Origin of the sequence: Streptomyces sp. NPDC085931 (genome assembly GCF_044540565.1) — a bacterium.
In the GTDB taxonomy this organism is placed as follows: Bacteria; Actinomycetota; Actinomycetes; order Streptomycetales; family Streptomycetaceae; genus Streptomyces.
In genome coordinates, this window is sequence record NZ_JBITSK010000009.1 from 42,921 (window position 1) to 55,276 (window position 12,356).

Consider the following 12,356-nt stretch of genomic DNA (forward strand, 5'->3'; position numbering starts at 1 on the left):
ACTCCGTGCACCCCAGCATCGAGGACTACGCGATCATCGGAGACGAACAGACCGCGGCCCTGGTCGGCACGGACGGATCGGTGGACTGGCTGTGCCTGCCCCGCTTCGACTCGGCCGCCTGTTTCGCGAAACTGCTCGGTGACGAGGACAACGGCCACTGGCGCATCGCCCCCGTGGGGGCGGACCGGTGCACCCGGCGCGCCTACCGGCGCGACACCCTCGTCCTCGACACCGAGTGGGAGACCGCGCAGGGGGCGGTCCGGGTCACGGACCTGATGCCCCAGCGCGACGAGGCCCCCGATCTCGTGCGGATCGTCGAGGGCCTGGACGGCGAGGTGACGCTGCACAGCGTGCTGAAGCTGCGCTTCGACTACGGCTCGATCGTCCCGTGGATGCGCCGCTCGGACGGCCACCGGGTCGCCGTCGCCGGCCCGGACTCCACCTGGCTGCGCAGCGAGCCGGAAGTGAACAGCTGGGGCGAGGACTTCGGCACGCACGCGGAGTTCACGGTGAAGAAGGGGGAAAAGGTCGCTTTCGTCCTGACCTGGCACCCCTCCCACGAACCGCGCCCGCCGCTCGTCGACCCCTACGAGTCGCTGCGCCACAGCGTGGAGGACTGGCAGGCCTGGGCCTCGCGCTGCCGCTACGACGGGCCGTACCGGGACGAAGTCGTCCGCTCCCTGATCACCCTCAAGGCCCTGACCTACGCCCCGACCGGCGGCATCGTCGCCGCCGCCACGACCTCGCTGCCCGAGGAGCCGGGCGGCGTGCGCAACTGGGACTACCGCTTCTGCTGGCTGCGCGACTCCACCCTCACCCTGGGCGCGCTGCTGGCGGCGGGCTACCAGGAGGAGGCCGAGGCCTGGCGGAACTGGCTGCTGCGCGCGGTCGCGGGCGACCCGGCCGACCTGCAGATCATGTACGGGCTGGCGGGCGAGCGGCGGCTGCCCGAGTTCGAGCTGCCCTGGCTGTCCGGCTTCGACGAGTCCACGCCGGTCCGCATCGGCAACGACGCCGTGAACCAGCTCCAGCTGGACGTCTACGGCGAGGTCATGGACTCCCTGTCGCTGGCCCGCGAGTCGGGCCTGTCGCCCCAGCCGGACGTATGGGCCCTGCAGACGGCCCTGATGGACTTCCTGCGGGAGAACTGGCAGCAGCCGGACGAGGGGCTGTGGGAGGTGCGCGGCGGACGCCGGCAGTTCGTGCACTCCAAGGTGATGGTGTGGGTGGCCGCCGACCGCGCCGTGCGCACCCTGGAGAGCCATCCGGAGCTGCACGGCGACCTGGACGCGTGGCGCACGCTGCGCGACGAGGTGCACCGCGAGGTGTGCGAGAAGGGCTACGACCCCGAGCGCAACACCTTCACGCAGTCCTACGGCTCGCGGGAGCTGGACGCCGCGCTGCTGCTCATCCCGCGCGTGGGCTTCCTGCCGCCGGACGATCCCCGGGTGATCGGCACGATCGACGCGGTGCGCGAGGAGCTGGACCACGGCGGCCTGCTGCGGCGCTACAGCACCACCGAGGCGGACTTCACGGACGTCGACGGGCTGCCCGGCAGCGAGGGCACCTTCCTGGTGTGCTCGTTCTGGCTCGCGGACGCCCTGCACATGACGGGCCGCACGAAGGAGGCCCGCGAGCTGTTCGAACGGCTGGTGGGGCTGGCCAACGACGTCGGCCTGCTGTCCGAGGAGTACGACCCGGTGGCCGGCCGGCAGCTGGGCAACTTCCCGCAGGCGTTCAGCCACATCGGCCTGGTGAACACCGCCCTCGCCCTGTTCGGGGAGGACGGGGCAGGATAGGTCCATGGATCTTGGACTGAAGGACCGGGTGTACGTCGTGACCGGGGCCACGCGCGGCCTCGGCAACGCCTCCGCGCGTGAGCTGGTCGCGGACGGGGCGAAGGTGGTCGTCTCGGGGCGGGACGACACGAGCGCGGCCGAGGCGGCCGCCGCGCTGGGCCCGAACGCGGTGGGGGTGGCCGTCGACAACGCCGACCCCGACGCGGCGGCCGTGCTGATCACGGCCGCGCGCGAGCACTTCGGGCGCTTCGACGGCCTCCTCGTCAGCGTGGGCGGGCCGCCCGCCGGGTTCGTCGCCGACAACACCGACGAGCAGTGGCAGACGGCGTTCGAGTCGGTGTTCCTCGGCGCGGTGCGACTGGCGCGCGCCGCGGCGGCCGAGCTGGAGGCCGGGGGCGTCATCGGGTTCGTGCTGTCCGGGTCGGTGTACGAGCCGATCCCGGGCCTGACCATCTCCAACGGGCTGCGGCCGGGCCTGGCCGGGTTCGCCAAGTCGCTCTCCGACGAACTCGGGCCGCGCGGCATCCGGGTGGTCGGTGTGCTGCCCGGGCGGATCGACACCGACCGGGTGCGCGAGCTGGACTCGCTGTCGGCCGACCCCGGGGCGACCCGGGCGGCCTCGGAGTCGCGGATCCCGTTGCGGCGGTACGGGGCGCCCGAGGAGTTCGGGCGGGTCGCCGCGTTCCTGCTGTCGCCTGCCGCGTCCTATCTGACCGGGGTCATGGTGCCGGTGGACGGCGGGGCGCGGCACGGCTTCTGAGCGGTCCGGCTCAACTGACCCGTTCGGCGCCGTGCCGGACCGCGCGCAGTCTCACCTCCGCCGGCAGCGACACGAGGCCCGCCGACGTCCTGGCGTGGTGCAGGGCGCCGGTCGTGAAGTCGGTCAGGGCGGTTCCCGGGTCCACGTGCGGCTCCAGGGCGAGGCGTACGTGGGCCTCGGGGGCGGTACGCCGGCCCGTCAGCCGGGCCCGGGACCGGTCGACGCCGTCGATCCGCTCCGCCTCCTGGGTGAGGACCTGCTCCAGGGCCCGGCCCCGCAGCAGGGCGCCCTCGCCGTCACCCGTGTCGACCAGGACCTCGGCGAGGCGGCGTCTGCGCAAACCCGCGACCAGCCACCACAGGGCGAGCAGCAGCAGGGCCGCCAGCACGGCGATGACGACCGGCCACCACCAGCCCTCCGCCCGCCAGCGGGTGCGCTCGGCGTCGCTGAGCAGCACGTCGTGCTCGCTGTCGTGGATCCACCAGGAGGGCACCGGCGCGCCGAGGCCGACGGCCAGGACCGAGCCGCCGAGCACCAGCAGCACCAGTCCCACCAGCCCGAGGAAGATCCGGTTGACGCCTCTGAGCATCGTCGTCACCCCTTCCGGCCCGGGCGCCGTACCCGCACCGACAGCGAGGGCGGCCGGGACAGTCCCAGGCCGCGCACGGCGTCGCCGAGCACGGCGTCCAGGTCGGTCCGTACCTCGTCCAGTTCCCGGAAGTGCGCCAGGGCACGGACGTCCGCCCGGCGCCGGCGCACCCTGACCCGTGCCGACTGCACGCCGGCCACCTCCACGGCCCGGTCGCGCAGGGCGCTCGCGGCGGCGTCCCGGTCCAGGCCCGCCCGTACCCCGGCGTGTGTGCGGCGCATCGGCAGCACGTGCCGCAGACCGGGGGTGGCGGCCAGCACGAGCAGCCAGAGGCCGAGGGCGGCGGCGACCCCGGCCCCGACGAGCACCCAGGTGTCGTCCAGGGGCCGTTCGGCGAGCTGCCGGGTCAGGTCCCGGCGCCAGCTCATGCCGGGCCGGCCGGCGCGCACCGAGACGATGTCGTAGAGGAACAGTCCCGCGAGGCCCAGGAGCAGCAGCGCGACGATGCCCGCGGGGATGCGGCGGGCCGACCAGAAGCGGCCCGCGCGGCCGCCCTCGCCCCCGGCTTCCGTCCGCGGGGCGGGCCGGTCGGGTCCGGTGCCGTCGTCCGCCTCGGGCTTCTCCAGCACGGGCAGGCGCTGCGTCGCGCCCTCGGGCTCGGTGCCCTGAGGTCCGGTGCCCCGGGGTTCGCTCATCGGGTCCTCCGCTGTCCGGCTCCGGGTGCCCCGGCCAGGTGCAGCCCTTCCACCTGGACGACGACCTCCGGCACGTGCATGCCCACCAGAGTGCTCACCCGCTCGACCACCTGGCGCCGCACGCTCCGGCAGCGTTCGCCGATGTCGCAGGGGTAGCCGAGTTCCACGTGCACCCGGACGTGGACGACGTCGTGGTGGACGGTGACGCCGGCCGACGGCCGTTCGGCGCCGGGCGGCAGCGTCCCGACGGCCTCGCGGGCCGCCTGCGAGGCGATCTTCGCGACGACCCGGTCGGCGATCCTGGTCGCCCCGCGTTCGCCCGGCGGGACGACGGTCAGTGGCCTGTCGAGCTCACCGGCCCCCGTGCTCACGGGCGTCACCGCCGCCGTTCTGCACGACTGCGGAAGAAGTCGCCGAAGTCCATGTCCCCCTCCAGGAACCGGCCGACGACGAAGCCGACGGCGCCCAGCGCCGCGACCAGCAGAAACGCCCCGAACCCGCCGAAGTATCCGGCGAAGGCCAGCGCCATGCCGGCGATCATCCCGGCCACGCCCATGCTCATGCGCTCCTCAGCTCCTCATCCGCTGTGCCGTGTCCTGGCCCGTGCCTCACTGGATCCGGCGCTCCGGTTCCTCTTCCTCCTCGTCCGGCAGCTTCACGTCGCTCACCGCGATGTTGACCTCGACGACCTCCAGGCCGGTCATCCGCTCGACGGCCGTGATGACGTTCTCCCGCACGTCCCGGGCCACGTCGGCGATCGACACGCCGTACTCGACGACGATCTCCAGGTCGAGGGCGGCCTGCACCTCGCCGACCTCGGCCTTCACACCGCGGGTCACGCCCGACTTCTGGCCGCCGGGCACCCGGTCGCGCACGGCGCCGAAGGTGCGGGACAGTCCGCTGCCCATGGCGTGCACGCCGTCCACGTCGCGTGCGGCCAGCCCGGCGATCTTCTCCACGACGCCGTCCGCGATGGTCGTCCGGCCCCGGGAGCCCGGGTCTCCCCCGCCGCGCTTGGCGAGCGGGCTCCTGCGCGCCGTCGTCTCGCTCTCCCCGCCCCGGTTCTCGGTCATGTCAGTCATCGCCGTACGTCCTTTTCGGTCGTCGTCCTGCGACCACGGTAAGCACGGTTACGCGGAAGCGCGCCTCTGATGCGGCAGGCTGGAGGAATGACGGCCGACCGATGGACGCGAGCAGTGAGACAGCAGCTGGGTCTGGGCAGGCTTCTGCCGCTGGGTGAGGCGCGCGACGGCGCCTGGATCTCCGAACGGGCGGTCGAGGCGGTACTGGGGCGCGCGACACGCGACACCCCGGGCGTACGCCTCGACACGCTCCGGATCGCGCTCGCGGACTCCGCGGAGCTCCACGAGCCGGCCGTGCCGGCGCCGCCGAGTGCGCTGCCGCCGGGGCCGCTGCGGGTGACCGCCCAGTTCGCGGCCACGGCCGCGCGCCCGCTGCCCGAGACGGCGTCGCTGCTGCGGGCGGCCCTGGCGAGCGCGGCGGCGCGGCGGCTCGGCCTGGCGGTGGCCGAGGTGGACCTGACGGTGACGGGCCTGCTGGAAGAGGAGGACCCGGACGGGGAGCCCGGGGCCTCGCCACCCGAACCGCCGCCAGCCGAACGGGTGGAGGGCGGCGACGAGGGCCGGGTGGCCGCCGCCGCGCTGGAGGTGCCGGGCGTGCTCCGGCTGACCGGCACGCTGGGTCACCCGGTGCACATCGAGGAGCGGCCGGCCGACGCCGCGCTGCCGCGCCGGCACGTCCGGCTGGAGGTGGCGGTGGCCGCGGAGCGGCGGGCCGGTGACGTGGCCCGCGCGGTCCGCACGGCGGTCGGGGAGGTCCTGCCGGACCGTCCGACGGTGGCGGTCGTGGTGAGCGCGCTGGGCTGACCGCGCTCCGGCCGCGGCGGTGGTCTCAGTCGCCGACGCCCGCGAGGTCCCGCAGCCGGCGGGCCTGGGACTGGCGCTCGGCGCGGCGCTGCTCCTCGTAGGTGCGGTCCTGGGCACCGCGCAGCAGGGCCTTGGTCTCGATGACGGCGTCGCGGGGCGCGGCGAGCACGGCCGCGGTGAGGTCGCGGACCGTGTCGTCGAGCTGCGCGGCGGGCACGGCCACGTTGGCCAGTCCCGTGCTGACGGCCTCCTCGGCCGTGACGAAGCGCCCGGTCACGCAGATCTCCAGCGCGCGGGCGTAGCCGACGAGCCCCACCAGTGGATGGGTGCCCGTCAGGTCGGGCACGAGTCCGAGGCCGGTCTCGCGCATGGCGAACTGCACGTCGTCGGCGACGACGCGCAGGTCACAGGCGAGGGCGAGCTGGAAGCCCGCCCCGATGGCGTGTCCCTGGACCGCGGCGACGGAGACGATGTCGCTGCGCCGCCACCAGGTGAACGCCTCCTGGTACTCGGCGATGGTCGCGTCCAACTCGGCGTCGCCGCCGCGCGCGAGGTCGATGAACGACGGTTCCCCGTCGAAGCCCTCGGGCGTGAACGCCTGCCGGTCGAGCCCGGCCGAGAAGGACTTGCCCTCGGCCCGCAGGACCACGACGCGGACGGAGCCCGGCAGCTGCCGCCCGGCCTCGGTCAGCGCCCGCCACAGAGCGGGGCTCTGCGCGTTGCGCTTGGCCGGGTTGGTCAGCGTCACCGTGGCGATCGCGTCGTCGACGGTGAGCCGTACGCCGTCCTTGTCGAGTACGGGAACGAGGTCCTGGTCGGGCGAAGCCATGGGACGCCTCCGATGGGTGCGGTCGTCTTCCGTGCCGTACGCCGGCTGGTGCACCGGAACACGACACAGCTAAGTGACTGCACAGTAACCACCCGGTCGGTTAGCTGAACGACCGGGTGGCCACCATCGAAGCCGTGGGGCCACCCGGGGTCAGGCCGTGGCCTTCTTGCCCCGGGTCGCCCCGCCACGCCCTCGCAGCGTGACGCCCGACTCACTGAGCATGCGGTGCACAAAGCCATACGAGCGGCCGGTCTCCTCGGCCAACGCCCGGATGCTCGCACCGGCGTCGTACTTCTTCTTCAGGTCTGCCGCGAGCTTGTCGCGCGCGGCGCCGGTCACCCGGCTGCCCTTCTTCAGAGTCTCGGCCACCCGTGCCTCCTCATGGGAAGTGCGCTCTGGTCTCCTCATGATCACCCCTCCGGGCCCTGATGGCCACCCATTCGGCAAGGTCCGTGAGACAAGGTTGTGACGACGGGAGCACATCCCCACAAGCGGAATTGCCAATTCCGAAGTGTGCCGTCGCCGGGGCCGCATTTAGCGTTCCGGGAAAGGCCAGGTCAGAGAGACGGAGCGGCCGAGTCCCGAAGGATCAGGGGCTCGGCCGCGAAATCGATGTAGGACACACCTCGGTACGAGGAGATCTCACACCAATGATGGATCACCGATGGGCCGAATGATCCATACGCCGTTGATCACGCATTCGATCAAGCGGCACTGACGCCCGGCGTGCCTCAGGCGAGGGCGACGAGGTCCGCGTAGTCGGAGCCCCACAGGTCCTCGACACCGTCCGGCAGCAGGATGATGCGCTCCGGCTGGAGCGCCTCGACCGCGCCCTCGTCGTGCGTGACGAGGACGACCGCGCCCTTGTAGGTGCGCAGCGCGCCGAGGATCTCCTCGCGGCTGGCCGGATCGAGGTTGTTGGTCGGCTCGTCGAGCAGCAGCACGTTCGCCGAGGACACCACCAGGGTGGCGAGGGCGAGGCGGGTCTTCTCACCGCCGGAAAGGACCCCGGCCGGCTTGTCGACGTCGTCGCCGGAGAACAGGAACGAGCCGAGCACCTTGCGGACCTCGACCAGGTCCATGTCGGGGGCGGCGGAGCGCATGTTCTCCAGCACCGTGCGGTCCGGGTCGAGGGTCTCGTGCTCCTGGGCGTAGTAGCCGAGCTTGAGGCCGTGGCCGGGGACGACCATGCCGGTGTCGGGCTGCTCCACGCCGCCCAGCAGCCGCAGCAGGGTGGTCTTGCCGGCGCCGTTGAGGCCGAGGATGACCACGCGGCTGCCCTTGTCGATGGCCAGGTCGACGTCGGTGAAGATCTCCAGCGAGCCGTACGACTTCGACAGGCCCTCGGCCATGAGCGGGGTCTTGCCGCAGGGAGCGGGCTCGGGGAAGCGGAGCTTGGCGACCTTGTCCGACTGGCGGACCGCCTCCAGGCCGGACAGCAGCTTGTCCGCGCGGCGGGCCATGTTCTGCGCGGCGACGGTCTTGGTGGCCTTGGCGCGCATCTTGTCGGCCTGCGAGTGCAGCGCGGCGGCCTTCTTCTCGGCGTTGGCGCGCTCGCGCTTGCGGCGCTTCTCGTCGGCCTCGCGCTGCTGCTGGTAGAGCTTCCAGCCCATGTTGTAGATGTCGATCTGGGCGCGGTTGGCGTCCAGGTAGAACACCTTGTTCACGACCGTCTCGACCAGGTCGACGTCGTGGGAGATCACGATGAAGCCGCCGCGGTAGGTCTTGAGGTAGTCGCGCAGCCAGATGATCGAGTCGGCGTCGAGGTGGTTGGTCGGCTCGTCGAGCAGCAGCGTGTCCGCGTCGGAGAAGAGGATCCGGGCCAGCTCGATGCGGCGCCGCTGGCCGCCCGAGAGGGTGTGCAGGGGCTGGCCGAGCACGCGGTCGGGCAGGTTGAGCGCGGCGGCGATGGTGGCGGCCTCGGCCTCGGCGGCGTACCCGCCCTTGGTCAGGAACTCCGTCTCCTGGCGCTCGTACTGCTTGAGGGCCTTCTCGCGGGTGGCGCCCTGGCCGTTGGCGATGCGCTGTTCGTTCTCGCGCATCTTGCGGATCAGGACGTCCAGGCCGCGGGCGGACAGGATGCGGTCGCGGGCGAGGACGTCGAGGTCGCCCGTGCGCGGGTCCTGCGGGAGGTAGCCGACCTCGCCGGAGCGCGTGATGGTGCCGCCGGCGGGCTGTGCCTCGCCCGCCAGGCACTTGGTGAGGGTGGTCTTCCCCGCCCCGTTGCGGCCGACGAGGCCGATGCGGTCGCCCTTGGCGACCCGGAAGGAGGCGTTTTCGATGAGGACGCGGGCACCGGCGCGCAGCTCGATACCGGAGGCGGAGATCACGGACAGACTCCAGGGCGGATACGGGGGCGGGATGGGCGGCTGAGGACGTTCCCGCCGTCTAATGCGCGAGGAGAAAGGCCATGGGGACAGTCTAACGGGGCCGTGCAACCACTTTTTCTGCGTGCGGGCGTCCGGTCGGTCTCGCGGGCGTCGCCCGAGCGCCGCTGCCAGACTGGACAGCGGGTCCGGACAGCGGGTCCGGATCACCCAGGACCACAGCGACCGGGCACGAGGGAGTGATCGGTATGGCAGGCACCTCCGGCGGGCGCCCGAGCATCTTCCCGACGCTGCTGTACGGGGACGCGAAGGCGGCGATCCGCCAGCTCACGGAGGCCCTCGGCTTCACGGAGCTGTCCGTGTACGAGGGCGAGGACGGCTCGGTGCTGCACGCCGAGCTGGCCCAGGGCAACGGAGCGGTGATGATCGGCACCCGCGGCACCGGCAGCGTCTTCGACAGGGCCATGAAGGGCGCCGGCACCACGGGGGTGTACGTCGTGGTGGACGACGTCGACGCGCACCACCGCCGCGCCGTGGAGCACGGCGTGGAGATCCTGATGCCCCCGACGGACCAGGACTACGGCTCGCGGGACTACATGGCCCGGGACGTCGAGGGCAATGTCTGGAGCTTCGGCACCTACGCGCCCGACACGGGCGCCTAGGGTCGGTCGCCCTGGCGCCTGGGGCCGGTCGCCCTAGCTGCCGCCCGTGTGCACCTGGAAGGCGGCCCGGCGGACGGCCTTGGCGAGGGCCGGGTCGGGGTGGGCGGCGGCCAGCGCGACCAGGACCTGCACGGTCCGCGGGTGTCCCACGGCGCGCACCTCGTCCAGCAGCATCGGGACGGTCGGCTGCACGGCGGACTCCAGGTGCCTGACGAGCAGCGGGGCCTCCCCGTGGTCGGCGACGGCGGCGGCGGTGTCCACCCACAGCCAGGTCGCCTCCTGCCGGGTGAGGACCTCGTGGGCGTCCTCGGGGTCGGCGCCGTCGTGCTCGGCGAGCCACAGCAGCGCGTACGGCCGCAGCGTGGGCTCGTCCAGCACGGCGCGGACGTCCGGCTCGGCGGGGGCGCCGACCACGCGCAGCGCCTCGAAGGCCAGGCCGCGCAGCAGGGCGTCCTCGCCGCGGGCGGCGTCGAGCAGCTCGGTGACGGCGCTGCCGACGGTGCGGGCGGCGAGCCAGGCGCGGTACTCGGCGCGGGCCGCGTTCGGGCGCAGCCGGGCGCAGCCGCGGAGCATGTCCTCGGCGCCCTGCTCGATGTTCCCGGCGGGGCTCTGCGCGGCGACGCAGATCTGCTCCAGCTTGACCCAGACGGCCCAGCTGCCGAGCGGGGTGAGCGTGGCCTGGCCGTCGCCGTAGGTGAGGGCGCCGACGGAGGCGAGGGCGCGCAGGGCCCAGTCGAGCAGGGGCGCGAGGGGGGCGTCGGTGGGCTCCGGTTCGGCGACCGGCTCGGGCTGCGGGCCGTAGGGGATCTCGCAGCGGGCGGTGCGCAGCTCGGTGACGCGCTGTTCCAGGAGGTCCAGGAGCTGCTCGACGGGGACGGGGCCGGCCGACAGCTGGAGGAAGGAGAGCACCTGGGGCATGGCCGAGACGACCTCGGCGACGGCGGCGGGCTCGTGCTCCTCGGGCTCCGGACAGGCGAGCGACCAGGCGTCGAAGAGGGCGACCCAGCCGCGCAGGACGGCGCTGTCGTCGCGGTTCCAGGCGCGCAGCCGCCAGCCGGGGCGGGCGCTGTCGCCGTGCACCTCGACGAGACCGGCGAGCCGGGCGGTGTCCCAGTCGGCCCTGACCTGAGCGGGGGTCAGGCCGAGGTCGCGGGCCGCCCGTTCGGCGGTCGCCTCGGAGAGGGTGGCCTTGCCGTCGGCGGTGGCGCTGTCCCCGCCGGGGCCGAGCGCGGCGTCGGCCCAGCGGGCGACACGGGCCGCGCCGGCCAGACCTGAGCGTGCCATTCTGGCCAGCTCCGCCGGGGCCGGGGTGCCCTCCGGGGGGCGCGGGGCGGGGCGGCGCGAGCGCCGCTGGTTGATCGCTGCGGGGGCGGCGGCCAGGGGTCGCGGGCGGACGAGTCGGAGCCTGGAGTCGCGCGGGATACGGGACGTCACGGGGGCAGTCTTCCGGTTGACGGTCCGAAAACCCAAACGGAATGTCACGGCGGGCGACGGGGATGGCCAACGCACCGGCCGCCGGAAATGGTCCGGGGCCGGGAACAGGCCAGTCGTACGACGCTAAACGGAATCCTCACGACCGGTCGGTGGGGGTCGGCCCGGGACGTGGTTGCGCGGGGGCGAAGGGGGCGTGAACGGGGGGTGTGTCCGGCCGGGGCGCCGCGGCGGATCGCGGGCGGGTCACATGAGCGGGGTCAGGAAGCGGCGGAGGGCTTCCTCGTAGGCCTGGGGGTCGGCGTTCCACATGGCTCCGTGCGGGGCGTCGCGCACGGTGTGGAGGGCGACCAGGTCGGGGCGGGCGTCGGCGAGCCGGCGGGAGAGGCGCCAGGGGGCGACCGTGTCGCCCGGGCCGTGGAAGAGCAGGGCCGGGACGCGGAGGGCGTCGTAGGAGGCGGTGACGCGGTGGCCGGACAGGCCGGTGCGGCCCTGGGCGGCCCGCACGGCGAGGGGCAGCAGCGCGCCCGGAGTGCGCCGGGCGGCGGCGAGGGCGCGCAGGGTGGTCTCCCAGCTGAGCACCGGCGAGTCCAGGACGAGCCCGGAGACGCGCTCGCGCAGCCCCGAGCGCTCGGCGGCGCGCAGGGCCATGGTGGCGCCGGTGGACCAGCCGTGCAGGACGACCTGGCGGGCGCCGTGGCGCACGGCGTAGCGGATCGCGGCGTCGAGGTCGCGCCACTCGGTCTCGCCGAGGTGGTTCAGGCCGTCGGCGGGGCGGGGGGCGCCGAGGTCGCCGCGGTAGGCGAGGGCGAGCACCGGGAAGTGGCTGCGGTGCCAGAACCCCAGGACGTTGAGGGCGAGTTCGCGGGTGGTGCCCAGGCCGTGCACGGCGATCACCCAGGTGTTCCGGGCGCCGGGCACGAACCACGCGGGCAGGGCGCCGAGTTCGCCGGGGACGTCGACGTCGGCGTGTTCGACGCCGAGGGCGGAGCCCGGGTCGCCGACGTGCACGTTGGGGGTGAGCCAGACCTTGTCGCCGGGTCTCAGGGTGCCGTGCGTCACGCCCTCCAGGCGGCGCACGACGGTGTCGGCGGAGAGCGGGGCGCCGGCCAGGACGGGTCCGACGATCGCGTGGGAGCCGTCGCCGGACAGGCCGTAGCGGCCGGGCCGCAGGGCGGCCAGGTCGCGGGTGAGGGTGATCTGCCCGGCGGCGGTGCCGTGGACGGTGAGCCGGGGCTCGGTGGGCAGCGGCCGGCCCGCGGGCGCCTTGAGCGCGGCGTCGCTGGCGAGCCGGCCGGCCGCCACCGCGGCGGCACCGGCCCCTAGCACGGCGGTGACGGCAGCGGCCGTCGCTCTGGCGGGGTGCACGGCTCAAGTG

General features: G+C 73.9%; 14 protein-coding genes. 4 read left to right on the forward strand and 10 right to left on the reverse strand.

What is annotated here, in order from left to right:
* Positions 1–5 precede the first annotated feature (5 nt).
* Both ACIGAN_RS20415 and ACIGAN_RS20420 read left to right on the forward strand, forming a co-directional pair.
* Positions 6–1,799 carry a glycoside hydrolase family 15 protein gene (locus tag ACIGAN_RS20415; protein WP_365739791.1) on the forward strand — a complete coding sequence of 598 codons (1,794 nt, stop codon included), beginning with the start codon at positions 6–8 and terminating at the stop codon, positions 1,797–1,799.
* A gap of 4 nt (positions 1,800–1,803) precedes the next feature.
* Positions 1,804–2,559: an SDR family oxidoreductase gene (locus ACIGAN_RS20420; RefSeq protein WP_365089233.1), complete on the forward strand. Its 756-nt coding sequence runs from the start codon at positions 1,804–1,806 to the stop codon at positions 2,557–2,559.
* A gap of 10 nt (positions 2,560–2,569) precedes the next feature.
* Here the strand turns inward: ACIGAN_RS20420 and amaP are convergent, their stop codons facing one another.
* Genes amaP through ACIGAN_RS20445 form a run of 5 tightly spaced genes read right to left on the reverse strand, consistent with a single transcriptional unit; the run spans position 2,570 to position 4,925 of the window.
* The gene (amaP, locus tag ACIGAN_RS20425; RefSeq protein WP_399859271.1) at positions 2,570–3,148 is read right to left on the reverse strand and encodes an alkaline shock response membrane anchor protein AmaP; all 579 of its coding nucleotides are present in this window, start codon (positions 3,146–3,148) and stop codon (positions 2,570–2,572) included.
* Positions 3,149–3,153: 5 nt separating this feature from the next.
* Positions 3,154–3,843, reverse strand: coding sequence for a DUF6286 domain-containing protein (locus ACIGAN_RS20430; RefSeq protein WP_365739793.1), 690 nt, complete (start codon positions 3,841–3,843; stop codon positions 3,154–3,156).
* Positions 3,840–4,223 (reverse strand): Asp23/Gls24 family envelope stress response protein, encoded by a 384-nt coding sequence (locus tag ACIGAN_RS20435; protein WP_365739794.1) that lies wholly within the window; start codon positions 4,221–4,223, stop codon positions 3,840–3,842. The genes ACIGAN_RS20430 and ACIGAN_RS20435 overlap by 4 nt, the downstream gene beginning before the upstream one ends.
* Positions 4,220–4,405, reverse strand: a complete 186-nt coding sequence (locus ACIGAN_RS20440) for a hypothetical protein (RefSeq protein WP_365739795.1) — start codon at positions 4,403–4,405, stop codon at positions 4,220–4,222. Before ACIGAN_RS20440 ends, ACIGAN_RS20435 begins: the two co-directional genes overlap by 4 nt.
* Positions 4,406–4,451: 46 nt before the next feature.
* Positions 4,452–4,925: an Asp23/Gls24 family envelope stress response protein gene (locus ACIGAN_RS20445; RefSeq protein WP_365739796.1), complete on the reverse strand. Its 474-nt coding sequence runs from the start codon at positions 4,923–4,925 to the stop codon at positions 4,452–4,454.
* A gap of 87 nt (positions 4,926–5,012) precedes the next feature.
* Between ACIGAN_RS20445 and ACIGAN_RS20450 the strand changes: the two genes are divergently transcribed.
* Positions 5,013–5,729, forward strand: coding sequence for a nucleopolyhedrovirus P10 family protein (locus ACIGAN_RS20450; protein ID WP_399859275.1), 717 nt, complete (start codon positions 5,013–5,015; stop codon positions 5,727–5,729).
* 25 nt (positions 5,730–5,754) lie between these two features.
* Here the strand turns inward: ACIGAN_RS20450 and ACIGAN_RS20455 are convergent, their stop codons facing one another.
* From ACIGAN_RS20455 to ACIGAN_RS20465, 3 genes are all read right to left on the reverse strand, one after another.
* Positions 5,755–6,558 carry an enoyl-CoA hydratase/isomerase family protein gene (locus tag ACIGAN_RS20455; RefSeq protein ID WP_365089220.1) on the reverse strand — a complete coding sequence of 268 codons (804 nt, stop codon included), beginning with the start codon at positions 6,556–6,558 and terminating at the stop codon, positions 5,755–5,757.
* 150 nt (positions 6,559–6,708) lie between these two features.
* Positions 6,709–6,927, reverse strand: a complete 219-nt coding sequence (locus tag ACIGAN_RS20460) for a helix-turn-helix domain-containing protein (protein ID WP_010037790.1) — start codon at positions 6,925–6,927, stop codon at positions 6,709–6,711.
* A 362-nt stretch (positions 6,928–7,289) separates the two neighbouring features.
* Positions 7,290–8,888, reverse strand: coding sequence for an ABC-F family ATP-binding cassette domain-containing protein (locus tag ACIGAN_RS20465; RefSeq protein WP_365089219.1), 1,599 nt, complete (start codon positions 8,886–8,888; stop codon positions 7,290–7,292).
* Between the two features lie 245 nt (positions 8,889–9,133).
* On the opposite strand from ACIGAN_RS20465, the gene ACIGAN_RS20470 reads away from it, so the two are divergent.
* On the forward strand, positions 9,134–9,547 hold the full coding sequence (locus ACIGAN_RS20470) for a VOC family protein (RefSeq protein ID WP_365089217.1): 414 nt from the start codon (positions 9,134–9,136) through the stop codon (positions 9,545–9,547).
* 33 nt (positions 9,548–9,580) lie between these two features.
* Here ACIGAN_RS20470 and ACIGAN_RS20475 read toward each other — a convergent pair whose 3' ends face one another.
* Positions 9,581–10,981 carry a hypothetical protein gene (locus ACIGAN_RS20475; RefSeq protein WP_399859279.1) on the reverse strand — a complete coding sequence of 467 codons (1,401 nt, stop codon included), beginning with the start codon at positions 10,979–10,981 and terminating at the stop codon, positions 9,581–9,583.
* A gap of 243 nt (positions 10,982–11,224) precedes the next feature.
* Positions 11,225–12,346, reverse strand: a complete 1,122-nt coding sequence (locus tag ACIGAN_RS20480; RefSeq protein WP_399859282.1) for an alpha/beta hydrolase — start codon at positions 12,344–12,346, stop codon at positions 11,225–11,227.
* Positions 12,347–12,356 lie beyond the last annotated feature (10 nt).